The 25,299-nt window shown below is 39.5% G+C and carries 26 protein-coding genes; 20 read left to right on the top strand and 6 right to left on the bottom strand.

Annotated elements, in window-relative coordinates:
- Nucleotides 1-111 precede the first annotated feature (111 nt).
- Together ccdA2 and sdbB are read left to right on the top strand one after the other, a co-directional pair.
- Nucleotides 112-819, top strand: a complete 708-nt coding sequence (ccdA2, locus tag EJF26_RS03410) for a thiol-disulfide oxidoreductase-associated membrane protein CcdA2 (RefSeq protein WP_025168927.1) — start codon at nt 112-114, stop codon at nt 817-819.
- 12 nt (nt 820-831) lie between these two features.
- A complete protein-coding gene (sdbB, locus tag EJF26_RS03405; RefSeq protein ID WP_000755588.1) occupies nt 832-1,377 on the top strand; it encodes a thiol-disulfide oxidoreductase-associated lipoprotein SdbB in 546 nt (181 codons plus the stop codon).
- A 33-nt stretch (nt 1,378-1,410) separates the two neighbouring features.
- Here the strand turns inward: sdbB and pbp3 are convergent, their stop codons facing one another.
- On the bottom strand, nt 1,411-2,655 hold the full coding sequence (gene pbp3, locus EJF26_RS03400; RefSeq protein WP_000720661.1) for a D-alanyl-D-alanine carboxypeptidase PBP3: 1,245 nt from the start codon (nt 2,653-2,655) through the stop codon (nt 1,411-1,413).
- A gap of 104 nt (nt 2,656-2,759) precedes the next feature.
- Here pbp3 and EJF26_RS03395 point away from each other — a divergent pair, with 104 nt between their 5' ends.
- The 5 genes from EJF26_RS03395 (at nt 2,760) to ffh (ending at nt 7,591) form a co-directional block, all read left to right on the top strand.
- Nucleotides 2,760-3,875 (top strand): AI-2E family transporter, encoded by a 1,116-nt coding sequence (locus tag EJF26_RS03395; protein WP_000489832.1) that lies wholly within the window; start codon nt 2,760-2,762, stop codon nt 3,873-3,875.
- Between the two features lie 238 nt (nt 3,876-4,113).
- On the top strand, nt 4,114-5,310 hold the full coding sequence (tuf, locus tag EJF26_RS03390; protein WP_001040719.1) for an elongation factor Tu: 1,197 nt from the start codon (nt 4,114-4,116) through the stop codon (nt 5,308-5,310).
- Between the two features lie 141 nt (nt 5,311-5,451).
- Nucleotides 5,452-5,784, top strand: a complete 333-nt coding sequence (locus EJF26_RS03385) for a putative DNA-binding protein (RefSeq protein ID WP_000402069.1) — start codon at nt 5,452-5,454, stop codon at nt 5,782-5,784.
- 2 nt (nt 5,785-5,786) lie between these two features.
- Nucleotides 5,787-6,002 carry a hypothetical protein gene (locus tag EJF26_RS10020; protein WP_000535217.1) on the top strand — a complete coding sequence of 72 codons (216 nt, stop codon included), beginning with the start codon at nt 5,787-5,789 and terminating at the stop codon, nt 6,000-6,002.
- Between the two features lie 17 nt (nt 6,003-6,019).
- The gene (gene ffh, locus EJF26_RS03375; RefSeq protein ID WP_000863610.1) at nt 6,020-7,591 is read left to right on the top strand and encodes a signal recognition particle protein; all 1,572 of its coding nucleotides are present in this window, start codon (nt 6,020-6,022) and stop codon (nt 7,589-7,591) included.
- A 79-nt stretch (nt 7,592-7,670) separates the two neighbouring features.
- Here ffh and EJF26_RS03370 read toward each other — a convergent pair whose 3' ends face one another.
- Genes EJF26_RS03370 through EJF26_RS03355 form a run of 4 tightly spaced genes read right to left on the bottom strand, consistent with a single transcriptional unit; the run spans nt 7,671 to nt 12,195 of the window.
- A complete protein-coding gene (locus tag EJF26_RS03370) occupies nt 7,671-8,672 on the bottom strand; it encodes a sensor histidine kinase (protein ID WP_000812624.1) in 1,002 nt (333 codons plus the stop codon).
- The gene (locus tag EJF26_RS03365; RefSeq protein WP_000680569.1) at nt 8,656-9,345 is read right to left on the bottom strand and encodes a response regulator transcription factor; all 690 of its coding nucleotides are present in this window, start codon (nt 9,343-9,345) and stop codon (nt 8,656-8,658) included. Before EJF26_RS03365 ends, EJF26_RS03370 begins: the two co-directional genes overlap by 17 nt.
- 32 nt (nt 9,346-9,377) lie before the next feature.
- Nucleotides 9,378-11,432, bottom strand: coding sequence for an FtsX-like permease family protein (locus EJF26_RS03360; RefSeq protein WP_000491813.1), 2,055 nt, complete (start codon nt 11,430-11,432; stop codon nt 9,378-9,380).
- Nucleotides 11,422-12,195, bottom strand: a complete 774-nt coding sequence (locus EJF26_RS03355; RefSeq protein ID WP_000447872.1) for an ABC transporter ATP-binding protein — start codon at nt 12,193-12,195, stop codon at nt 11,422-11,424. Before EJF26_RS03355 ends, EJF26_RS03360 begins: the two co-directional genes overlap by 11 nt.
- A gap of 476 nt (nt 12,196-12,671) precedes the next feature.
- On the opposite strand from EJF26_RS03355, the gene EJF26_RS10015 reads away from it, so the two are divergent.
- On the top strand, nt 12,672-13,016 hold the full coding sequence (locus EJF26_RS10015) for a DUF4062 domain-containing protein (protein WP_004246029.1): 345 nt from the start codon (nt 12,672-12,674) through the stop codon (nt 13,014-13,016).
- Nucleotides 13,004-14,236 (top strand): hypothetical protein, encoded by a 1,233-nt coding sequence (locus EJF26_RS03350; RefSeq protein WP_004246746.1) that lies wholly within the window; start codon nt 13,004-13,006, stop codon nt 14,234-14,236. The genes EJF26_RS10015 and EJF26_RS03350 overlap by 13 nt, the downstream gene beginning before the upstream one ends.
- Before the next feature lie 325 nt (nt 14,237-14,561).
- Here EJF26_RS03350 and guaA read toward each other — a convergent pair whose 3' ends face one another.
- Nucleotides 14,562-16,124, bottom strand: a complete 1,563-nt coding sequence (gene guaA, locus EJF26_RS03345; protein WP_000065697.1) for a glutamine-hydrolyzing GMP synthase — start codon at nt 16,122-16,124, stop codon at nt 14,562-14,564.
- A gap of 140 nt (nt 16,125-16,264) precedes the next feature.
- Here guaA and EJF26_RS03340 point away from each other — a divergent pair, with 140 nt between their 5' ends.
- From EJF26_RS03340 to EJF26_RS03290, 11 genes are all read left to right on the top strand, one after another.
- Entirely contained in the window at nt 16,265-16,963 is a 699-nt protein-coding gene (locus EJF26_RS03340) for a GntR family transcriptional regulator (protein ID WP_000936178.1), read from the top strand.
- Nucleotides 16,964-17,099: 136 nt separating this feature from the next.
- Nucleotides 17,100-18,386, top strand: coding sequence for a peptidase U32 family protein (locus EJF26_RS03335; RefSeq protein WP_000169099.1), 1,287 nt, complete (start codon nt 17,100-17,102; stop codon nt 18,384-18,386).
- Nucleotides 18,387-18,400: 14 nt separating this feature from the next.
- Entirely contained in the window at nt 18,401-18,712 is a 312-nt protein-coding gene (locus tag EJF26_RS03330; protein ID WP_080563308.1) for a CHY zinc finger protein, read from the top strand.
- A 234-nt stretch (nt 18,713-18,946) separates the two neighbouring features.
- The gene (locus tag EJF26_RS03325; RefSeq protein WP_001054552.1) at nt 18,947-19,147 is read left to right on the top strand and encodes a F0F1 ATP synthase subunit C; all 201 of its coding nucleotides are present in this window, start codon (nt 18,947-18,949) and stop codon (nt 19,145-19,147) included.
- A gap of 35 nt (nt 19,148-19,182) precedes the next feature.
- Entirely contained in the window at nt 19,183-19,896 is a 714-nt protein-coding gene (atpB, locus tag EJF26_RS03320; protein WP_000392857.1) for a F0F1 ATP synthase subunit A, read from the top strand.
- Nucleotides 19,897-19,909: 13 nt separating this feature from the next.
- Nucleotides 19,910-20,404 (top strand): F0F1 ATP synthase subunit B, encoded by a 495-nt coding sequence (gene atpF / locus EJF26_RS03315; protein WP_000558541.1) that lies wholly within the window; start codon nt 19,910-19,912, stop codon nt 20,402-20,404.
- Nucleotides 20,404-20,940, top strand: coding sequence for a F0F1 ATP synthase subunit delta (locus tag EJF26_RS03310; RefSeq protein ID WP_000359022.1), 537 nt, complete (start codon nt 20,404-20,406; stop codon nt 20,938-20,940). Before atpF ends, EJF26_RS03310 begins: the two co-directional genes overlap by 1 nt.
- A 14-nt stretch (nt 20,941-20,954) precedes the next feature.
- Nucleotides 20,955-22,460, top strand: a complete 1,506-nt coding sequence (atpA, locus tag EJF26_RS03305; protein WP_000996627.1) for a F0F1 ATP synthase subunit alpha — start codon at nt 20,955-20,957, stop codon at nt 22,458-22,460.
- A gap of 15 nt (nt 22,461-22,475) precedes the next feature.
- Nucleotides 22,476-23,354 (top strand): F0F1 ATP synthase subunit gamma, encoded by an 879-nt coding sequence (locus EJF26_RS03300; RefSeq protein ID WP_000301235.1) that lies wholly within the window; start codon nt 22,476-22,478, stop codon nt 23,352-23,354.
- An 85-nt stretch (nt 23,355-23,439) separates the two neighbouring features.
- Entirely contained in the window at nt 23,440-24,846 is a 1,407-nt protein-coding gene (gene atpD, locus EJF26_RS03295) for a F0F1 ATP synthase subunit beta (protein WP_000094366.1), read from the top strand.
- 10 nt (nt 24,847-24,856) lie between these two features.
- The gene (locus tag EJF26_RS03290; RefSeq protein ID WP_000068036.1) at nt 24,857-25,276 is read left to right on the top strand and encodes a F0F1 ATP synthase subunit epsilon; all 420 of its coding nucleotides are present in this window, start codon (nt 24,857-24,859) and stop codon (nt 25,274-25,276) included.
- Nucleotides 25,277-25,299 lie beyond the last annotated feature (23 nt).

The raw sequence follows: 25,299 nt of genomic DNA, 5'->3' as shown, positions 1-25,299 counted from the left end.
CTCCTTTTTTTGTGTTAAGTTTAGATAAAATAGACAAGCGTAGCAAAGTTGTCACAAATTTTTTCTTTTGTAGTAAAATAAGATTAGAATTTTGTGAAAGTAGGTAATTCGTTGGAGTCGATTATATTTCTAGTGTCCGTTTTTTTAGCTGGTGTTTTGTCCTTTTTTTCACCCTGTATCTTCCCTTTGCTGCCAGTCTATGCTGGTATTTTACTGGATGATCACGGAAATTCGAAAAGTTTTCGCTTTTTGGGAAGAGACGTCGCCTGGTCAGGCTTAATTCGGACCTTGTGCTTTATTGCAGGAATCTCCCTCATTTTCTTTATTTTGGGATTTGGAGCTGGATTCCTAGGGCACATGCTCTATGCAGACTGGTTTCGTTATGCTATGGGGACAGTCATTATTCTTTTAGGGCTTCACCAGATGGAAATCTTGCATTTCAATAAACTGGAAGTTCAAAAGACAGTCACCTTCAAACAATCAAAGTCAAATCACTATCTATCAGCCTTTTTGCTTGGGATAACCTTTAGTTTTGGTTGGACCCCTTGTATCGGACCAGTTTTGAGTTCGGTCTTGGCTCTTGCAGCTTCAGGAGGGAATGGTGCTTGGCAAGGAGCTATACTAACCTTAGTGTACACATTGGGAATGGCTCTACCTTTCCTTGTTCTGGCCTTGGCTTCGGGATGGATCATGCCCTATTTTAGCAAATTAAAACCCCATATGATCCTACTAAAGAAAATCGGGGGAGCTTTGATTATTTTGATGGGATTATTATTAATGCTAGGGCAGTTAAATGCCTTGTCAGGAATTCTTGGATAAAAGGAGAAAAAGATGAAAAAAGTTATTTTTGCTGGATTGAGCCTCATGTCTCTATTCTTGTTGATTGCCTGTGGTGAAAAAGAAACCAAACAAACGGAAAATCCTAAACAGTCTACTGTACAGCAAATCGCGGTCGGTAAGGATGCGCCAGACTTCACCTTGCAGTCTATGGATGGCAAAGAAGTGAAACTATCGGACTATAAAGGGAAAAAGGTCTATTTAAAATTCTGGGCTTCTTGGTGTGGACCTTGTCGAAAGAGTATGCCCGAGTTGATGGAATTAGCTGCAAAACAAGATCGAGACTTTGAAATCCTAAGTGTCGTTGCACCAGGTCTACAAGGTGAAAAAACAGTTCAAGACTTTCCAAAATGGTACCAAGAACAAGGCTACAAGGATATACCAGTTTTATATGATACGCAAGCAACTACCTTCCAAGCCTACCAAATTCGTAGTATTCCAACAGAATACTTAATTGACAGCCAAGGAAAAATCGGAAAAATCCAATTTGGAGCTATTAGCAATGCAGATGCGGAAGCAGCATTTAAAGAAATGAAATAAAATAAAGAAAAAATCGCGATTCTTCGCGATTTTTTATAGTTTTTCATTGATAAAGCGGATAAATTGATTCCACCAAACTTTTAAGAAGAAGGCTTTTTCAATTTTCTTTTCAGCGACCATTTCAAAAGAAGGTTTTTCAGAAGTGAGATAACCTTGACCGACCAAATCTTGGTCATCATAGGTTAGATGACCAACAACAGTTTCAGCTTCTAGTGGCGCTGTCTCGGCCTTGGTTTTTGGAGTAAACTGCAGGCTTGATGATGCTCGACTTCCCAATCGTTGTATGACAGTGATATCAGATTTAGCAACAGCAGTTACGGTATCTTCCTTCCCATCAAGTACAGAAACTTTGCTATCTTTGTAGGCCTCTCCCTTCTGGACAATCGTTTTGAGAGCATAATTAGATGTTATATAGTCCAAAAGAGAAGAAGTAGCAGTAAAGCGAGCGTAAGGATTACTGTTTTGCTGGTCAGCGTTTAAGACAACTGTGATAATTCGCATACCTTTTTCGGTAGTTGTTCCAACGAAAGAAGCTCCCGCCTTGTCTGTTGTACCAGTTTTGAGCCCATCAACTCCACCTCGATATGCTGGCATCCCTTCCAACATATAGTTAGTAGAGTGAATTTCCATACCAGCAAATGTTGATGAAGATTTCTTGGTGATTTCTAAAACTTGAGGGTAATCTCTGATGAGGTTTCGAGCGATGATTGCAACATCGTAAGCACTTAGTTTGTTTTCCTCATCCTTTTTAGAACCAGGATAGATATTATTTCCCAGTGTTTCGTTATTAAGTCCAGTAGTATTGACAATAGTAGCATCTTGGATACCCCATTCAAGAAGTTTCGCCCTCATCTTGTCAACGAAGTCTTTCTCTGAACCAGCAATTTTTTCAGCAAGAGCAATGGCTGCACTATTGGCACTTGATACTAGAGTTGCTTCCAATAATTGTTCCACTGTATACTTGCGCGCTTCCATAGGGACGTTACTCGCCTCAGAATTAGTTGTAAGTTTGTAAGGATAGTCCGAAATATCAACGGGTGTAGACAGACTGATGGTTCCTTGTTCCAAGGCTTCATAGACTAGGTAGACAGTGAGAATCTTGGTGATAGAAGCAATTTCTACAGGCTGATTTGCATCTTTCTCGTAGAGGATTTTTCCAGTTGTAGCCTCGACAGCAATGGCATGTTTAGCAGCAACGTCAAAATCTTGCGCAGATACAGTGGGGATGGCTGTACCAAAAATGATAAGAGTTAGTAAGGTTAAAATTATTTTCTTCATAGTAGTTTTATTCTATCACAAAGCGAAAAAATATTCTCGTTTTTATAGCAAAGCCATCTTATCTTTTTGAAGAATTATGGTAAAATAGAAAGAAGGAGGCGCCTATGTTCCGTAGAAACAAGTTATTTTTTTGGACAGCTGAAATTTTACTATTAACTCTTATTTTCTACCTTTGGAGAGAGATGGGAGCGATTGTCACACCTTTTGTGATGGTAGCTAATACCATTATGATTCCATTTTTGCTCGGAGGATTTTTCTATTACCTGACAAATCCCATCGTAACATTTCTAGAAAAGAAATGTAAAGTCAATCGTTTGATAGGTGTGCTCATCACTCTTTGTGCCTTGATTGGTACAATAGTAGTAGGGGTAGTCTACTTGCTACCGATTTTGATCAATCAGTTGACAAGCTTGATTATTTCTAGCCAGAATATCTATAGCCGCTTGCAAGATTTGATATATGATTTATCAATGAATCCAATCTTTCAAAATATTGATATTCAAAAAACCATTCAACAGTTGAATTTATCTTACGTTGATATTTTACAAAATATTCTCAACAGTGTGAGCAATAGTTTAGGCAGCGTTCTTTCAGCCTTGTTTAGTACAGTTTTGATTCTCATTATGACACCAGTCTTTTTGATTTATTTCTTGCTTGATGGTCATAAATTCCTTCCGATGTTGGAACGAACAATCCTAAAACATGATAAATTAAACTTCTCCAGTCTCTTGAAGAATCTGAACGCCACTATCGCACGTTATATCAGTGGGATTGCGATTGATGCTGTTATTATCGGATGTTTGGCTTATATTGGATACAGTACGATAGGGTTGAAATATGCTCTAGTCTTTGCTATTTTTTCTGGTTTGGCAAATCTGATTCCTTATGTTGGACCAAGTATCGGTCTGATTCCTATGATTATTGCCAATGTCTTTACTGATCCGCACAGAGTTCTCATTGCAGTAATTTATATGCTGATTATCCAACAGGTGGATGGGAATATCCTCTACCCTCGTATCGTTGGAGGGGTTATGAAGGTTCATCCAATCACCATTCTGGTCCTTCTCTTACTTTCTAGCAATATTTATGGTGTTATCGGAATGATTGTAGCAGTGCCAACATATTCTATCCTAAAAGAAATTACTAAGTTCTTGGCGAAATTATATGAAAATCATAAAGAAGCCAAAGAAAAAGAACTGGAAAAATCAGAATCAATCTAAAAATCAGGGAGACCTGATTTTTTTGATAAAAAGACTTGAGGTTAGACTGGTCAAAAGTGTTTTAAATGATTCTGTTGGAGAAGGAAAAGAATGGGAAATTATGAGATTTAGAATAATTCACAAAATGTGTGTAAAACACTTGCAATTTAGCTGAAATTTGATAAAATAGTAAGGAAAGTTAGACTGTATTGCCTACTGTCTATCTATAAAATATATTTTATTGGAGGCTTTTACTCAAATGGCAAAAGAAAAATACGATCGTAGTAAACCACACGTTAACATTGGTACTATCGGACACGTTGACCACGGTAAAACTACCCTAACTGCAGCTATCACAACTGTTTTGGCACGTCGCTTGCCTTCAGCAGTTAACCAACCTAAAGACTATGCGTCTATCGATGCTGCTCCAGAAGAACGCGAACGCGGTATCACTATCAACACTGCGCACGTTGAGTACGAAACTGAAAAACGTCACTATGCCCACATCGACGCTCCAGGACACGCGGACTACGTTAAAAACATGATCACTGGTGCCGCTCAAATGGACGGAGCTATCCTTGTAGTAGCTTCAACTGATGGACCAATGCCACAAACTCGTGAGCACATCCTTCTTTCACGTCAGGTTGGTGTTAAACACCTTATCGTCTTCATGAACAAAATCGACTTGGTAGACGACGAAGAATTGCTTGAATTGGTTGAAATGGAAATCCGTGACCTCTTGTCAGAATACGACTTCCCAGGTGACGATCTTCCAGTTATCCAAGGTTCAGCTCTTAAAGCTCTTGAAGGTGACTCTAAATACGAAGACATCATCATGGAATTGATGAACACTGTTGATGAGTACATCCCAGAACCAGAACGTGATACAGACAAACCATTGCTTCTTCCAGTCGAAGACGTATTCTCAATCACTGGACGTGGTACAGTTGCTTCAGGACGTATCGACCGTGGTACTGTTCGTGTTAACGACGAAATCGAAATCGTTGGTATCAAAGAAGAAACTCAAAAAGCAGTTGTTACTGGTGTTGAAATGTTCCGTAAACAACTTGACGAAGGTCTTGCCGGAGATAACGTAGGTGTCCTTCTTCGTGGTGTTCAACGTGACGAAATCGAACGTGGACAAGTTATCGCTAAACCAGGTTCAATCAACCCACACACTAAATTTAAAGGTGAAGTCTACATCCTTACTAAAGAAGAAGGTGGACGTCACACTCCATTCTTCAACAACTACCGTCCACAATTCTACTTCCGTACTACTGACGTTACAGGTTCAATCGAACTTCCAGCAGGTACTGAAATGGTAATGCCTGGTGATAACGTGACTATCGACGTTGAGTTGATCCACCCAATCGCCGTAGAACAAGGTACTACATTCTCTATCCGTGAGGGTGGACGTACTGTTGGTTCAGGTATGGTTACAGAAATCGAAGCTTAATTCGATTTAGTTCCCAGAAGAACAATTATTTAAGTCAGACACTAAAAGAATCTTGCTTTGCAAGGTTCTTTTTTTCTTCTTGCTCTATTTGAAGTGTCTCCACTCTAGCAGTATAATCGTTTTTTTGGTATAATAAAGGTTATGGAAATCGAAAAAACCAATCGCATGAATGCACTTTTTGAATTTTATGCCGCGCTCTTGACGGACAAGCAGATGAACTATATTGAGCTTTATTATGCAGATGACTACAGTCTTGCTGAGATTGCTGAAGAGTTTGGTGTCAGTCGTCAGGCTGTTTATGATAATATCAAGCGGACAGAAAAGATTCTAGAAGATTATGAGATGAAACTGCACATGTACTCGGACTACATTGTTCGCAGTCAGATTTTTGACCAGATCTTAGAGCGTTATCCCAAGGATGAATTTCTGCAGGCGCAGATAGAAATTTTAACAAGTATTGACAATCGGGAGTAATCATGGGCAGTCTAGTTATTTATCAAGGATTACCTTGCAAACTATTAGCCGCAGAGGAACCATTTCCTACTCGACTACAGATTATCTCGCCCAATGATATCTCCAAAGCTATGAAAATAGGTTTTAGCTGTTGGGGATATCCAAATGAAATCATGAAAGAAATCACACCCGAAGAACTTGAGTGTTTGCAACATTTCGGACGATTTCCACTGAATTGAGTAAATAGGAGAAAAAAATGGCATTTGAAAGTTTAACAGAACGTTTACAGAACGTCTTTAAAAATCTACGTAAAAAAGGAAAAATATCTGAGGCTGATGTCCAAGAAGCGACCAAAGAGATTCGCTTGGCCTTACTGGAGGCCGACGTTGCCTTGCCTGTTGTAAAGGACTTTATCAAGAAGGTTCGTGAACGTGCAGTAGGACACGAGGTCATTGATACCCTCAATCCTGCCCAACAGATTATCAAAATTGTTGATGAGGAACTGACAGCTGTTTTAGGTTCTGATACGGCTGAGATTATCAAGTCACCTAAGATTCCAACGATTATCATGATGGTCGGTTTGCAAGGGGCTGGTAAAACAACCTTTGCCGGTAAGCTAGCCAACAAACTCAAGAAGGAAGAAAATGCCCGTCCATTGATGATTGCGGCGGATATCTATCGTCCAGCTGCCATCGATCAGCTGAAAACACTTGGACAGCAAATTGATGTACCAGTGTTTGCTCTTGGAACTGAAGTTCCAGCGGTTGAGATTGTTCGTCAAGGTTTGGAGCAAGCGCAAGCCAATCACAACGACTATGTCTTGATTGATACCGCAGGGCGTTTGCAGATTGACGAACTCCTCATGAATGAGCTTCGTGACGTTAAGGCTTTGGCTCAGCCAAATGAAATTCTGCTCGTAGTTGATGCCATGATTGGTCAAGAAGCGGCCAATGTTGCCCGTGAGTTCAATGCTCAGTTAGAAGTAACTGGTGTCATCCTTACTAAGATTGATGGGGATACACGTGGAGGTGCGGCCCTATCGGTTCGTCACATTACTGGAAAACCAATCAAGTTCACTGGTACGGGTGAAAAGATTACAGATATTGAAACCTTCCACCCAGATCGTATGTCTAGCCGTATCCTTGGCATGGGGGATATGCTTACTCTTATTGAGAAAGCTTCTCAAGAATACGATGAGCAAAAAGCCCTTGAAATGGCTGAGAAGATGCGCGAAAACACCTTTGATTTCAATGATTTCATCGATCAATTGGATCAGGTGCAAAACATGGGGCCAATGGAAGATTTGCTTAAGATGATTCCAGGTATGGCCAACAATCCAGCCCTTCAAAATATGAAGGTGGATGAGCGCCAGATTGCGCGCAAACGTGCCATCGTGTCTTCGATGACACCTGAAGAACGTGAAAATCCTGATTTGTTAAATCCAAGTCGTCGTCGTCGTATTGCTGCTGGATCTGGAAATACTTTTATCGAAGTGAATAAATTCATCAAGGACTTTAACCAGGCCAAACAGCTCATGCAAGGTGTCATGTCTGGAGATATGAACAAGATGATGAAACAAATGGGAATCAATCCAAATAACCTCCCTAAGAATATGCCAAATATGGGAGGCATGGATATGTCTGCCCTTGAAGGCATGATGGGGCAAGGTGGTATGCCTGACTTGTCAGCTCTTGGAGGAGCAGGAATGCCAGATATGAGCCAGATGTTCGGTGGAGGTCTCAAAGGTAAAATCGGTGAATTTGCCATGAAACAGTCCATGAAACGCATGGCTAACAAAATGAAGAAAGCGAAGAAAAAACGCAAATAAAAAAGGAAAGCTGAAGTGCTTTCCTTTTTTATATAAAATATGTGCTTTCTATGATTAGGCAATTTTCTTAATCGAAAAATTACGAAATGGAAAGAGTAATTTCAAATCCTTGCATCCATTCGGATTTTACTGTGATGTCGATTTTTAAAGCATCTGCTAATTGTTTGACCAGATAGAGGCCCATGCCTGTTGATTTTTTCCTTGTCTCTCCTGAATCACCTGTAAAGCCTTTTTCAAAGATATGAGGGAGATCACAAGCTTTAACTCCGCAACCATTATCCCTAATAATCAGACTTGTGCGCCCCTTATCCTTTGATATAGAAATGCTGAGTTTGGGCTTGTCAGAGCTATATTTAAGGGCGTTGGCGAGGATTTGAGAGAGGATAAATTCAAAACTGCGTTGATCGGTGTAGCAGGTTCCTTGTATATTTTCTAGCTGAATCGTAAAATTCTTTTCTTTGAGTAAGGGATCAAAGTTTTCCAAGAGATCTTGGATACACTCTTTTAGGTCAAGGTCTTCAAATAGAAAATCATTTTTCTCACTTTTCACCCTGTAATAGAATAGGATTTGTGATACATTTCCTTGGATTTGATTCTTCACATAGTCCAACTTAAAAGCTGTATCCTTCGGCAGCTGGTCACTTTGATTATCCAAAAGGAGGGAAAGAAGCGATAGAGGGAGTTTAATCTCATGCGCCCATTTTTCAACATAGTCCTCGTATTCGGCTAGTAATGAGTTGAGCTTTCCTATTTCAGCCTGCTTTTGATAAAGTGTATCTGCCATTTGTTCAATGCTTTCTTTCTCTGAGGCACTTGATAAATGCAATAATTCAAGCTCAGTATCCGTCTTGGGATTGGCTATAAAGGCTTTATAGGCAGCGGATTTTTTTCTTTCTTTTCTTATCAGTAGGAATGATAGAATGAAAAAAAGCAGGACAGTAGTTAAAAGATAGAGAAGGATGAGGGCTTGAAACATTCTCACATCTGAAAGCCAAAGCAGAATCGCTGTGAATAGATCAAATGCTAAGAGAACAAGTAACCAGGGCAGGTAAGTAGCTAGATATTTAAGATTCTGTTTCATCTGGACTTTCCTCTTCTAGCTTGTAACCAATACCTCTGACAGATTTGACTTGAAGGGCAATGCCAGCCTGCTTCATCACTTTTTTCAGCCTTGCAATATTTACTTGAAGAGCATTTTCATCGATGAACTCAGTTGTATTCCACAGTTTCATGCTTAGTTCTTCTTTTGTGACGACAGAATCAGTTGCCACTAATAAGGTTTCTAACAATTTCCCTTGATTTTGAGGAAGTAAAATCGAATGTCCATTGATATAAAGGGTATAGGTATTTCTATCCAGCAGGAAATTATCTTTTTCAAGCAAATTTTGTCTACCTTCATAGCGTTTCAAGATATTTTCTATACGAGCCAAGAATCTTTCTTTTTTGAAAGGTTTTGTTAGATATTCATCTGCCCCTAATTTTAGGGCGTAGATCTCATCTTTTAGTTGTTCACGGGAGGTGAGAACCAATATTGGCACAGAGCGTTTTGACTTGAGATTTTTACAAATTTGAAAACCTGTTTCTCCTGGCAAATTCAAATCCAGTATGATTAGATCCGTATCGTATTGCAGTACTTGCTGGCTTGTATCTTTGAAGTCAGTCAACTTATCAACTTGATAACCCGTTTTCTCTAACAAAATAACAATTTCATCTCGAATCAAGGCTTCATCTTCAATAACCAGAATATGCTTCATATCGATTCCTCCTTTTCCTATTTTATTCTACCTTATTCATCTCTTTTGGGTTCCATTAAGGACAACAAGTACTTGTTGCTATTTTTCTTTACAATTCTGATATAGATGACTTCAAAGCCTGCTAAGAGCAGTACTATCAGCATGGCTGTGATAAATTTTTGCCCCATGGCCATTCTTGCACTGGCTGGTACTATTCCTGTGAGGAGGGAGCCCACTCCGAAGCTACTACTGATAAGTGCAAGGGCTATTGGCAGACCGAAATACCAATTGATTTGCTTTTCTGACGATTTACAAAGAGTTTCGTAGTTGGCTCCGAGATGGATCAAGGTTTGGTATCGTCTGTAGGATTGTCTTTGTCCCATCAAAAACTGAACGCCAATGATTGTATTTGCCACAACAAGGAAGATGATAGCCAGATAGATGGTGATATAGCTGGCAGAGATAATGTAAAATAATTGTCTTCCCATATTTTGTATATAGCTTTCATAGCCAAGAGAGGTTTGATTTAGCTTTTCATTCGTATCTGAGATAGCTCTCATCAAGCCTTTTTCCTTGACTAGCTCAGGAGCTAAGATACCGCTGACATAGTTCGAATAGTGACCGTCTGTATAGCTCATAAAGGTCTCATCTGGGACTATGAGGGCAACAGAGAGGGTGATTTCACGATCCGTTACAATTGGTAAAGACTCCACCTCTCCAATCAATTTTACATCATTTTCCATGACTTTGATTTGAGGCTTCGTCTTCAGAACAGAGTTGACGAGACTTTCATCTGGGAGAAAATCTTTCCCCATATACAAGTAGGCTTCCTTGCTAGTTAATTTTAGAGGAGGGAGATTGGCAGCCTTTCTAAGTTCATTGTATTCGGAAACTGGCATGAGGTGGGAATTAGTAGACTGTTTAAATTTATGGAGCAAAATTTCCTTGTTCTTGCTGCCTTTTTGCTTTTTCAACTCCTTGATGACCTCTTCGAAGGACACGGACTCGTGTTCTTTAGGTTTGCCGACTTTAATTTGCAGAATCTTTGAAAACTGTGATGCTAGTCCAGCAGCTTCAAGCTCTTTTTTAACTGTATTTACATCAAGATTTTCATCTGTTTCCTGCTTGCTATCTCTAAATGTATAATCCAATACGTGGGTTTGATTGCCTGAATTGCCACTTGCAATGGCAACACCTGCTCCAAAGAGGCACAAGGCAGAGAAGATTAAGAGAGAGCAGATAGCCAGTATAGTTGAGCGCTGGATAACTAATTCCTGAATCTGTCTAAAATTATAGGCATGAAGTTTTCGATTGTTTCCAAGCTTGACCAAAAAGTCTATAAATAAACGCATACCAAAGAAGAGGAGGATAGTTCCTAGAGTCCCCAAGAAAACAGTGATACCCATGGTTATGACACTTTTCCAAGCTCGTCCACTCATACCCATGTAATAGGCTGTTCCTAGAAGCAAAATCCCGAGGACAGAAGCAAGAAGGTACACACCCTTTGGGAGTAGTTTCTTCATCCCAGAAGGAGAATAGGATAGCAAGTTTCCGATTTCCTTATTAGCTGTTTTTGCACTTAAAAGGACAAAAACAGCTAATTTTACGGCTAGGAAGCCAATGACTGTATAGAGTAGAGCTGTGGTAGATAGAGAAAATTGATGTTCAATAATACCTAGTCCCACAATTTTAGCGGTTATTAGGCTGATCAGTTCTGAAATCAAGATAGAAATAGGAAGACCTATTCCAAGAGCAAGGATACTGTTTCTCAAATCCTCAAGCAGGAGTAGCAAGAAGAGTTTGCTTCTTCGCATGCCTAGTGTGAGATAGACACCAAATTCATGTTTTCTTCTTTCCATCTGCATACTGCTTGCGAAGTAGACTAGAAAAAAGAGAATAAAGAGCGTTGCTACGTAAAGAATAGGAATCATGCTAAAGAGTTTATTTACAGCGTGACTCTCTATTTGTTTTAGAAAGATCATCACATCTTGATGGGACAAAGAAAGGATGATGTAAAAGGAGATAATAGAAAGAACCATGGAACTGAAGTACAAGCCATTATTCTTTCGATCTCTCTTGCTATTTCTTGAGACTAATTTAGAAAACATTGCCATCACCTCCAGCTAGCGCTGCCATGACCTTTAGTATTCTGTGGTAAAAATCTTCTTGACTTTCTCTTGGATAATCGCGTCGGATTTCATGGAATAGTTTTCCGTCTTGGATAAACAAGATGCGGTTGCAAAAGCTGGCAGCGACGGAATCGTGTGTCACCATGAGAATGGTGGTTTCTTCCACTTGATTCATTTCGGATAATTTTTGCATCAAAATGGTTGCATTTTTTGAATCCAAAGCCCCTGTGGGCTCATCCGCAAATACAATCTTAGGGTCTAAAATCAAGGCACGAGCAGCAGCTACCCTTTGCCGTTGACCACCTGATAATTGAGATGGGAACTTATCCAGAAGTTCAGAAATATCCAGATATTGGGAAAGCAATTCTAATCGAACCTTACTTTCGTTGGCATCGACCTTGTGCAAAGACAAGGGAAGTAAAATATTTTCTTTGGCTGTCAGATTGTCCAAAAGCTCAAAATTTTGAAAGAGGTAACCGATTTCCTTACCACGATAATCAGCTAACTGACTACCTTTTAATTGACTTAAATCCTTATCTTGCATTTGAATGGAGCCGTCAGTTGGCTTTATGATAGTGGCGAGACAGTTAAGAAGGGTTGTTTTCCCAGAACCACTGCTCCCCATAATCCCTAAGAACTCACCTTTGACAACTTTAAAAGATATACCGTTCAAGGCTTTGGTGATATTCGGCTCTTTTCCATAATGCTTTGTTAATGATTCTACTCGTAAAATTGTTTCCATGTGAAACACCTCCATCTTTTGTTACTTTCATTATAATATGAATCAGAGTAGAATAACACTTACGGATGATGTAAGAAATCTTTATCGCTGATTTTTATAGTCAGGTTATTGGACTTATACTTACTATATTATAGCATGGTTTTAGGGATTTAAAAAGAGGAGTCTCGGAAGATACTCCAATTTAAAAGCAAATGCTATGAGAGAAGAAGTAACCAGAATGGCTGGAAAAGTAGTGGGGAGTGATAATAATATCAGAAAGAGTAAATTTAATGGGAATCAGCATAGAATTAAATTGCGTTAAATAGATAAGTGAATCTTATTTCTCTAACTAATAATATAACAGTAAATGAATTGATTTTACTGTTATTTTAATTTATAATTATAATAGGTCAAACTTTCAGTTTTTGTTTAGAAGTATATCTAATACAAAACATAAAACTATGTAATATTATATTAAGTTATTGGAGGATGCATTGATGCCAAGAAAAGGAGTGACTGTTTACGATTTATTGATTTCTTGCCCCGGAGATGTTAATGATTATCTTGAGTTAATTAAAGAAGCTGTTGATAACTTTAATAAACTTTATGGTAGTTTGAATAATATACAAGTATCAGTCAAGCATTGGTCAACGGATAGTTTTCCTGAGTCGGGTAATAAACCACAGGAATTATTAAATAAGCAAATTGTTAGGGACTGTGATGCAGCTGTTGCTATATTTTGGACAAGATTTGGTACTGCAACAGATAGGTATGGTTCTGGAACGGAAGAAGAAATTGAGGAGATGTTATTAGCAAAAAACAAGTTTTTATGTATTTTCTAGATATTCCTATAACTCCTTCAGAAATAAATGAGGAGCAATTTGCTGCTGTAAAAAATTTCAAAGAAAGATATAAGGATAGAGGAATATTTTTTACAGTTAAGGACAAAAGTGAATTTAAACGTCATTTTACAAATCACTTAACATTATATTTTTTAAATTTAGTTGACGAGAAAGAAACTTTTCAAAATGAACGATTAAAACCTCTTTTAACGATAAGAGATAAGAATACATCTTCCGACGAATGTTCTGTTCCTATAAAATTTAATTTACTAGAGTCAAAATTTTTAAATGAAAACTACAAGAAAATTATTGACTATATTGAAGAATTAAATAAAACTGTTATTTCTGAGGTTCCAACTAAAGTAGATAATAATACTAAAAAGTTGACTCTTTCTCTAAATGAAGAAGATAACGTTAATTTTCTGTCTAAAATAGCTGATGATGTGACTATTAGTGATGATTTTAAAAAACTCATAAACGATTTTGCAATCAAAGAGGAAATCAAACTACATGAGAATTTCTGGTGTTTAGGAAATTTGAAGAAACATAAAATTCAAGTGCCAACACCTTTCGGAAAAAGTGCGCCTTCGTATATTGGAACCGATGAAGAAAGGAACCGATTTTCTTTATTAAAAAAATTATACTGGGAAATAATATCATTCAATGAATACACAGAATATTTTACATTCATGGATAACATTGAATATATAGAGTTAATGGTTTCTAATATAGGTAAGACATATGATGAAGATATTGATATTAAACTAATTGTACCTAAAGGTTGTCTTTTGAAACAACATGACTTATTGTATCCAGGAGAAAATATAATAGAGGAGGTACAGGAAATTAAAATAGAAGAAATCCTATTTAAAATTGAAGAAACTGATACTGTTTGCGCATATGATTATCCTCAGCACCCCTTATTACGGTCAGAAGAAATAAATGTTTCTCCACTTCTAACATATAATAGAACATCTAGTTATGAAAGCCAAAAAAACTATTATAAAGATTCATTAAACGATATATTTATATACAGATATTTTGATAAACCAGAATCTGATATTTTAAGGTTTGATATTGAGTATTTGAAACATAACATTTCAATGGCATTTCCTTCTAAACTATTATTTAAAAAAGTTCCTAGAACAATTGAATATGAAATAACATCGAAGTTTACACCAGATATGGTGAAAGGAAAAATAAATCTAAAATCCGATTAATTTGCTAATAAAGTAGGTTGTTTTATAATAAATATATGAATAGGAACATGATTTAATGATGGTAAAATGAATCAGAAAAAAAGTTAAGTAGTGAGTTTGAAGTTAAAAATGATTTATATCGTGTTTATGAATTAAATGAAAATGATAGTGATTATTTCAGAATTGTTAGCGAATCAAAGAAGGGGGTATATGTAGAGAGTACTAAAACTGTTAAAAAGATTTTAGATTTAGACACTGAAAAATAGTTTTGGTGCTAAATTGGTGCTATGGGAAAAATAAAAACGCTGAAATCATTGATTTCAAGCGTTTTTTTGAATAACTTACTCTACTCCCACTCAACGGTTGCTGGTGGTTTACTTGTAATGTCGTAGACGATACGGTTAACGTGGTCTACTTCGTTTACGATACGTACTGAGATTTTTTGAAGGACTTCCCAAGGAATTTTAGCAAAGTCAGCTGTCATACCATCGATAGAAGTGATAGCACGGATTGCGATCGTGTAGTCATACGTACGACCGTCACCCATAACACCGACTGAACGAACACCTGTATTAACTGTGAAGTATTGCCAGATATCACGGTCAAGACCAGCTTTAGCGATTTCTTCACGAAGGATAGCATCTGATTCGCGGACTGTTTCAAGTTTTTCTTCAGTGATTTCACCCATGACACGGATAGCAAGTCCTGGACCTGGGAATGGTTGACGCCATACGATGTGGTCTGGCATACCAAGCTCTGTACCAAGGGCACGAACTTCATCCTTATAAAGAGTGTTCAATGGTTCAATCAATTCAAACTGCATGTCTTCTGGAAGACCACCAACATTGTGGTGTGATTTGATGGTTTGAGCAGTATCTGTACCAGACTCAATCACGTCAGTGTAAAGCGTTCCCTGAGCAAGGAATTTTACATCTTTTAGCTTACTAGCTTCGTCATCAAAGACATAAACAAACTCATTACCGATGATCTTCCGTTTTTGTTCAGGGTCAGAAACGCCAGCAAGTTTATCAAGGAATCGTTTAGCAGCATCTGCCTTGACGATATTCAACCCAAACTTACCACCAAGCATGTCCATAACTTGGTCTGCTTCCCCTTTACGGAGAAGACCGTGGTCTACAAAGATACAGATTAATTGATCACCGATTGCTTTTTGAAGAAGAACTCCAACAACAGAAGAGTCAACACCACCTGATAGACCGAGAAGAACACGCTTGTCACCTACAGTTTCACGGATTTTTTTGATCTGCATATCGATGAAGTTGTCCATTGACCAATCACCCTTAGCCTGACAGATGTTAAGGGCAAAGTTGCGCAGGATATCATTCCCATATACAGAATGGCGAACCTCTGGGTGGAATTGGATACCATAGATGTGCTTGTCAGGGTTTTCAATAGCTGCATAAGGACAGTCAGCAGATGTTCCAGTACGAACAAAATCAGCTGGAATCTCTGTAACAGCATCGCCATGGCTCATCAAAACAATCTGTTCTTCAGGAGTTCCTTCAAAGAGGGCAGAAGTGGTATGGGTAAGTGGTGATTGGCCATACTCACGGTTACCAGCATCACCTGCAGGGACGACTTTTCCTCCAAGTTTATGAGTTAAAAGTTGCATACCGTAGCAGATTCCCAAAATTGGAATGCCAAGTTCAAAAATTTCTGGGTCAATATCAAATGAACCATCTTCGTATACAGAGTTTGGTCCACCAGAGAGGATGATCCCAACAGGGTTAATCGCACGAACCTCTGCGGCTGAGATTTTGTGACTTTTTAGCTCTGAAAAAACACCAATTTCACGAATACGGCGTGAAATCAGCTGGTTGTATTGGCTACCATAGTCCAGCACGATGATTTTTTCGACATCTTGCAAATCAGTTGAAATGTTGCTCATCTTTTTCCTTTCTCAAAAGAAATATCTTCTTCAATATTCTATCACAAATAGGGGCGAATTACCAACTAAACAAGGCAAAGTTTGACTTTTTCTAATTAAATACGGTACAATAGAGAAAATATAGAAAAGAAGTGAAAATCATGTTACCAGCTTATATGAAAATCCACGATCAGATCAAGAAGGATATAGATGAGCATCATTGGAAAATCGGAGAGAGACTTCCAAGTGAGCGAGATTTAGCGGAACAGTTTCAGGTTAGTCGGATGACCTTGCGACAAGCTATCTCTCTCTTGGTTGAGGAAGGAGTTTTGGAGCGTCGTGTAGGAAGTGGAACCTTTGTTTCTAGTACTCGGGTCCAAGAAAAAATGCGGGGGACGACCAGTTTTACGGAGATTGTCAAATCTCAGGGGAAAGTTCCTTCCAGTCAACTCATTTCTTATAGAAGAACCATTCCAAATGAGCAAGAGGTCGCTAAGCTAGGGATTACTCCAACAGAGAATATTATCCGCATGGAACGGGTGCGTTATGCTGACCAAGTTCCGTTAGTCTATGAAGTAGCATCTATACCTGAGAAATTTATTAAGGATTTCAAAAAAGAAGAAATCACCAGTCATTTCTTCCAAACCTTGCAGCAGCATGGCTACCGGATTGGCAAATCCCAACAGACCATTTATGCGAGATTGGCTAAGGAAAAGATAGCTCATTATCTGGAAGTTGAAAAAGGGCATGCCATTTTAGCCTTGACTCAGGTCTCTTATCTTGAAGATGGGACGGCTTTTGAATATGTAAAAAGTCAATACGTGGGCGAACGTTTTGAATTTTATCTTGAAAATAACTAGTCTAGAAAGGCTAGTTTTTTGTTTTAGAAAAGATTAGAATTGTCAAAACAATCTGTCTAGGCTTGATTTTATCGCTTATTTACTATAAAATGAGAAGGAAAAACGTCAAACTTTTATATTGCAAATAGGAGAAAAAATGACAAAAACATTAAAACGTCCTGAGGTTTTATCACCTGCAGGAACTTTAGAGAAGCTGAAAGTAGCTGTTCAATATGGTGCGGACGCAGTCTTCATAGGTGGACAGGCCTATGGTCTTCGTAGCCGTGCTGGAAACTTTACCTTTGAACAGATGGAAGAAGGCGTCCAGTTTGCTGCTAAGTACGGTGCCAAGGTCTATGTGGCTGCTAACATGGTTATGCACGAAGGAAATGAAGCTGGTGCTGGAGAATGGTTCCGTAAATTACGTGACATAGGGATTGCGGCAGTTATCGTGTCAGATCCGGCCTTAATCATGATTGCAGCAACTGAAGCACCAGGTCTTGAAATCCACCTTTCCACTCAAGCCAGTGCGACTAACTATGAAACTCTAGAATTTTGGAAAGAACTTGGCCTAACTCGCGTGGTTTTGGCCCGTGAAGTCTCAATGGAAGAATTAGCAGAGATTCGCAAACGTACAGACGTTGAAATCGAAGCCTTTGTCCATGGAGCTATGTGTATTTCCTACTCAGGACGCTGTACGCTTTCAAACCACATGAGTATGCGTGATGCTAACCGTGGTGGTTGTTCACAGTCTTGCCGTTGGAAATACGACCTTTACGATATGCCATTTGGTCAAGAACGTAAGAGCCTTAAAGGTGAAATCCCAGAGGAATTTTCAATGTCAGCCGTTGATATGTCTATGATTGACCATATTCCAGATATGATTGAAAATGGTGTAGACAGTCTCAAGATTGAAGGTCGTATGAAGTCCATTCACTATGTTTCAACAGTAACAAACTGTTACAAGGCAGCTGTGGATGCTTATCTTGAAAGCCCTGAAAAGTTTGAAGCCATCAAACAGGACTTGGTGGATGAGATGTGGAAGGTAGCCCAACGTGAATTGGCAACAGGATTCTACTATGGTACGCCATCTGAGAATGAACAGTTATTTGGCGCTCGTCGTAAGATTCCTGAGTACAAGTTTGTCGCTGAAGTCGTTTCTTATGATGATGCGACCCAAACAGCAACCATTCGTCAACGGAATGTAATCAACGAAGGTGACCAAGTTGAGTTTTACGGCCCAGGTTTCCGCCATTTTGAAACCTATATCGAAGATCTTCATGATTCAAAAGGCAATAAAATCGACCGCGCTCCAAATCCAATGGAACTCTTGACGATCAAGGTTCCACAACCTGTGCAAGCAGGTGACATGGTCCGTGCTCTCAAGGAAGGGCTCATTAACCTCTATAAGGAAGACGGGACAAGCGTTACAGTTCGTGCTTAGATAAGGAAAAGTGAATGATTCAAGCTCATGGTTTATTGGTAGATGACGAAAGCAGGTGTGTTCACTACCATAGTGTAAAGGATATCGTCTCCCTCCAGTGTTATGAATGCAGGAAATACTACGCTTGCTATCAGTGCCACAATGCTATGGAAACGCATTTGTTTTCTCCTTATCCCTTGAGGCTTTCTGAGGATCGCCCGATTTTATGTGGGGCTTGTAAGAGGACAATGACTTTTCAAAAATATCAAAAACAGGTAGCTTGTCCTTATTGTAGCGCTCCATTTAATCCAGGTTGTAAACAACATCATTCATTTTATTTTAAATAGACAAAAATAGATCCAAGTTTTTAAGCTTGGGTCTTTTATTTTGCTTCAGAAACCTTAGTAAAAATACGGAGTTTCTTATGGAAACCGGTTAAAAATTTCTATACAATCGTACTAAAAATAGTAAAATTAGAAATAAATTATCTGAAACGCTTTCAATGTTAGTAAAAAGTTGACAAAAACAAATTTTAGGACTAAACTAAGTAAGTAAATTTAAATAAAAAAGGAGAATTTATAATGAATTTAACATTTTTCGGTCTTTGTCTTGCCTGTATGGGTGTATCCCTTGCAGAAGGATTTTTGATGAACGGTTTGTTCAAATCAGCAGCTCGCCAACCAGACATCATTCCACAATTGCGTAGCTTGATGATCATGGGGATTGCCTTTATTGAAGGAACTTTCTTTGTAACTCTTGTCTTTTCATTTATCATCAAATAAAGAGAAGTATAAATTGGAAAAAGGGAGGATTCTAGATGGAAGAAAGTATCAATCCAACCATCAATATCGGTCCTGTTACCTTTGATTTAACCTTGACAGCCTTAACCTTGCTGTCTGTGGCAGTTATTTTTGGCTTTATCTATTGGGCGAGTCGTAGTATGACTCTGAAACCCAAAGGGAAGCAAAATGTACTTGAGTATATTCATGACTTTGTTGTTGGATTTACAGAACCCAATGTTGGTTCACGGTACATGAAAGATTACTCACTCTTTTATTTGTGCTTGTTTCTTTTTATGGTCATCGCAAACAACCTTGGTTTGATGGCAAAACTTCAAATGACGGATGGTACTAACCTTTGGACTTCGCCAACTGCGAATTTGCAATTTGACTTGGCTTTGTCTTTTGGTATTATTTTGATGACCCACATAGAAGGGATTCGTCGCCGAGGCGTTAAAAAGTATCTAAAAGCTTTTGTGACACCAGGTTTCATGACACCGATGAATCTCCTTGAAGAAGTCACGAATTTCCTATCACTTGCTTTGCGGGTGTTCGGAAATATCTTTGCCGGGGAAGTGATGACAAGCTTGCTTATCTTGCTTTCTCACCAGGCCTTTTATTGGTATCCAATTGCATTTGTTACCAACCTTGTCTGGACGGCATTTTCTGTGTTCATTTCCTGTGTTCAGGCTTATGTGTTCACAGTCTTGTCTTCTATGTATCTAGGAAATAAAATTAATGATGAAGAGTAGAAAGGAGTAACTGATGCACGTAACAGTAGGTGAATTGATTGGTAACTTTATTTTAATAGCTGGCTCTTTTATCCTTTTGATCGTCTTAGTCAAAAAATACGCATGGTCAAACTTGACAAGTGTCTTCGAAGAACGGGCAGAAAAAATTGCTGCAGATATTGATGGAGCTGAACAAGCTCGTCAAAAAGCGGAAACTCTTGCTCAAAAGCGCGAAGATGAGTTGGCAGGTAGCCGTACCGAAGCTAAAACAATCATTGAGAATGCCAAGGAGACAGCAGAGAAGAGTAGAGCAGATATTCTGGCGGAAGCGAAACTAGAAGCAGGTCGCTTGAAAGAAAAAGCGAACCAAGAAATTGCTCAAAACAAAGCTGAAGCTTTACAAAGCGTTAAGGGTGAGGTAGCAGATTTGACGATTAGTCTAGCTGGAAAAATTATCTCACAAAACCTTGACGGTCAAACCCATAAAGAACTCATTGATCAGTACATCGATCAGCTAGGAGAAGCTTAATGGACAAAAAGACAGTAAAGGTAATTGAAAAATACAGCATGCCTTTTGTCCAATTGGTGATTGAAAAAGGAGAAGAAGACCGTATCTTTTATGACTTAGCTCAAATCAAGCAAGTCGCTGAAGAAACAGGCTTGCCTTCTTTTTTAAGTCAAGTGGCAGTAGCTGAGTCGGATAAGGAAAAAACAGTTCGTTTTTTCCAAGACTCTGTTTCACCTTTAATGCAAAACTTTATTCAGGTTCTGCTATACAATCACAGAGCGAATTTATTTTATGAACTAATTGTAGATTGTTTGAGTCGACTTGAAAAAGAAACCAATCGATTTGAAGTGACGATTGCCTCTGCTCATCCTTTAACAGATGAGCAGAAGGCACGGTTGCTCCCTTTGATTGAGAAAAAAATGTCTCTGAAAGTTCGGAGTATCAAAGAACAAATCGATGAAAGTCTAATTGGTGGTTTTGTCATTTTTGCCAATCACAAGACAATTGATGTGAGTATTAAACAGCAACTTCGTGTTGTTAAAGAAAATTTGAAATAGAAAGTGGTGTTCTTTTGGCAATTAACGCACAAGAAATCAGCGCTTTAATTAAGCAACAAATTGAAAATTTCAAACCCAATTTTGATGTGACTGAAACTGGTGTTGTAACCTATATCGGGGACGGAATCGCACGTGCCCACGGCCTTGAAAATGCCATGAGTGGAGAGTTGTTGATTTTTGAAAATGGCTCTTATGGTATGGCGCAAAACTTGGAGTCAACAGACGTTGGTATTATCATCCTCGGTGACTTTACGGATATCCGTGAAGGCGATACAATCCGCCGTACAGGTAAAATCATGGAAGTCCCAGTTGGTGATAACTTGATTGGACGTGTTGTGGATCCACTTGGTCGTCCAGTTGATGGTCTTGGAGAAATCCATACTGACAAGACTCGTCCAGTAGAAGCATCAGCTCCTGGTGTTATGGAGCGTAAGTCTGTTTCAGAACCATTGCAAACAGGTTTGAAAGCTATTGACGCCCTTGTACCGATTGGTCGTGGTCAACGTGAGTTGATCATCGGTGACCGTCAGACAGGGAAAACAACTATTGCGATTGATACAATCTTGAACCAAAAAGGTCAAGATATGATCTGTATCTATGTAGCGATTGGACAAAAAGAATCAACCGTTCGTACACAAGTAGAAACACTTCGTCAGTACGGTGCCTTGGACTACACAATCGTTGTGACAGCCTCTGCTTCACAGCCATCTCCATTGCTCTTCCTAGCTCCTTATGCTGGGGTAGCTATGGCAGAAGAGTTTATGTACCAAGGCAAGCATGTTTTAATCGTTTATGATGATCTTTCAAAACAAGCGGTAGCTTATCGTGAGCTTTCCCTCTTGCTTCGTCGTCCGCCAGGTCGTGAAGCCTTCCCAGGGGATGTTTTCTACCTCCACAGCCGTTTGCTTGAGCGCTCAGCTAAAGTTTCTGACGAGCTTGGTGGCGGATCAATCACAGCCCTACCATTTATTGAGACGCAAGCAGGTGATATCTCTGCCTATATCGCGACCAACGTGATTTCAATCACAGATGGACAAATCTTCCTTGGAGATGGTCTCTTTAATGCAGGGATTCGTCCAGCTATTGATGCAGGTTCATCTGTATCTCGTGTAGGTGGTTCCGCTCAAATTAAAGCCATGAAGAAGGTTGCTGGTACTCTTCGTATCGACCTTGCTTCATACCGTGAGTTGGAAGCCTTCACTAAGTTTGGTTCGGACTTGGATGCAGCAACTCAGGCTAAGTTGAATCGTGGTCGTCGTACGGTTGAAGTTCTGAAACAACCAGTTCATAAACCATTACCTGTTGAGAAACAAGTAACCATTCTTTATGCTTTGACACATGGTTTCTTGGATACGATTCCTGTAGATGACATTGTTCGTTTTGAGGAAGAGTTTCATGATTTCTTTGATGCACAACATCCAGAGATTTTGGAAACTATTCGTGAAACAAAAGACTTGCCAGAAGAAGCAGTCTTGGATGCTGCGATTACAGAGTTTCTCAATCAATCCAGCTTCCAATAAGAATAGAGGTGTCAGATGGCAGTATCTCTAAATGATATTAAAACAAAAATCGCCTCAACAAAAAATACTAGTCAAATCACTAATGCCATGCAAATGGTATCGGCTGCCAAGTTAGGTCGCTCTGAAGAAGCAGCACGCAATTTTCAAGTTTATGCTCAGAAGGTTCGTAAGCTTTTGACGGATATTCTACATGGTAACGGATCTGGTGGTTCTACCAATCCGATGCTCATCAGTCGTCCAGTTAAGAAAACAGGCTATATCGTTATTACTTCAGACCGTGGCTTGGTTGGAGGTTATAATGCTTCCATCCTTAAAGCTGTGATGGAGCTGAAAGAAGAATATCATCCAAATGGTGATGACTTTGAAGTTATCTGTATTGGTGGTATGGGGGCTGACTTTTTCAAGGCTCGTGGCATTCAACCAATCTATGAATTGCGGGGCTTGGCCGACCAACCAAGTTTTGATGAAGTTCGTAAAATTATTTCAAAAACGATTGAGATGTACCAAAATGAACTCTTTGATGAACTCTATGTCTGCTATAATCACCACGTCAATACGCTTACCAGTCAAATGCGTGTGGAGCAAATGCTTCCGATTGTTGACCTCGATCCGAACGAAGCAGATGAGGAGTATAGCTTGACATTTGAGTTGGAAACAAGCCGAGAAGAAATTTTGGAGCAATTGTTGCCACAGTATGCTGAAAGTATGATTTACGGGGCTATTATCGATGCCAAGACAGCTGAAAATGCTGCAGGTATGACAGCTATGCAAACAGCGACTGATAATGCTAAGAAGGTCATCAATGATTTGACAATCCAGTATAACCGTGCCAGACAGGCGGCGATTACACAAGAAATTACAGAAATCGTAGCGGGGGCTAGTGCCTTAGAATAAGGCTTTGCCTCCCTCGTATCAAAATGAACTTAGGCCCTAGATGAACTAGGAACCGACAGTATCTTATATAGAATAGGAGAAGGAGATGAGTTCAGGTAAAATTGCTCAGGTTATCGGACCCGTTGTAGACGTTTTGTTTGCAGCTGGGGAACCACTTCCTGAGATTAACAATGCACTTGTCGTCTACAAAAATGACGAAAGAAAAACAAAAATCGTCCTTGAAGTAGCCTTGGAGTTGGGTGATGGTATGGTCCGTACGATCGCCATGGAATCAACAGATGGTTTGACTCGTGGTATGGAAGTTTTGGACACAGGCTGTCCAATCTCTGTGCCAGTAGGTAAAGAAACTTTGGGACGTGTCTTCAACGTTTTGGGGGATACTATTGACTTGGATGCTCCTTTCGCTGAAGACGCTGAGCGTCAGCCAATTCATAAGAAAGCTCCAACTTTTGATGAATTGTCTACCTCATCTGAAATCTTGGAAACAGGGATCAAGGTTATCGACCTTCTTGCCCCTTACCTAAAAGGTGGTAAAGTTGGACTCTTCGGTGGTGCCGGAGTTGGTAAAACTGTCTTGATCCAAGAATTGATTCACAACATTGCTCAAGAACATGGTGGTATTTCAGTATTTACCGGTGTTGGAGAACGTACTCGTGAGGGGAACGACCTTTACTGGGAAATGAAAGAATCAGGCGTTATTGAGAAAACAGCCATGGTATTTGGTCAGATGAATGAGCCACCAGGAGCACGTATGCGTGTTGCCCTTACTGGTTTGACAATCGCTGAATACTTCCGTGATGTAGAAGGTCAAGACGTTCTTCTCTTCATTGACAACATTTTCCGTTTCACTCAAGCTGGTTCAGAAGTATCTGCCCTTTTGGGTCGTATGCCTTCAGCCGTTGGTTACCAACCAACACTTGCTACGGAAATGGGGCAATTGCAAGAACGTATCACATCAACCAAGAAGGGTTCTGTAACCTCTATTCAGGCCATCTACGTGCCAGCGGATGACTATACTGACCCAGCGCCAGCAACAGCCTTCGCTCACTTGGATTCAACGACTAACTTGGAACGTAAGTTGGTACAATTGGGGATTTACCCAGCCGTTGATCCGTTGGCTTCAAGCTCTCGTGCCTTGGCACCTGAGATTGTCGGAGAAGAGCACTATGCAGTTGCTGCGGAAGTCAAACGTGTCCTTCAACGTTACCATGAATTGCAAGATATCATTGCTATCCTTGGTATGGATGAGCTTTCTGATGAAGAAAAGACCTTGGTTGCCCGTGCCCGTCGTATCCAGTTCTTCTTGTCACAAAACTTCAACGTTGCGGAGCAATTTACTGGCCAACCTGGTTCTTATGTACCAGTAGCAGAAACGGTTCGTGGTTTTAAGGAAATCCTTGAAGGGAAACATGACCACTTGCCAGAAGATGCCTTCCGTGGAGTTGGTTCAATCGAAGACGTCATTGCTAAGGCAGAGAAAATGGGATTTTAAGAGGTGATCTATGGCTCAGTTAACTGTCCAGATCGTGACACCAGATGGCCTCGTCTATGATCACCATGCCAGCTTTGTATCGGTACGAACTCTGGATGGTGAGATGGGGATCTTGCCACGACATGAAAATATGATTGCGGTTTTAGCGGTTGATGAAGTAAAGGTAAAACGAATCGATGATGATACTCATGTGAACTGGATTGCAGTGAACGGAGGGATTATCGAGATTGCCAATGACATCATTACCATTGTAGCCGACTCAGCAGAGCGTGCTCGTGATATCGATATCAGCCGTGCTGAACGTGCTAAACTTCGCGCTGAACGTGAAATCGAAGAAGCTCAAGACAAGCACTTAATCGACCAAGAACGACGCGCTAAGATTGCTCTTCAACGTGCCATTAACCGTATCAATGTCGGAAATAAACTATAACCAAAAAATGAACTTGAATCTCA

This window comes from Streptococcus oralis subsp. dentisani, assembly GCF_007475365.1.
GTDB lineage: Bacteria > Bacillota > Bacilli > Lactobacillales > Streptococcaceae > Streptococcus > Streptococcus mitis_AX.
This window is presented reverse-complemented; position numbering and strand designations above follow the sequence as displayed.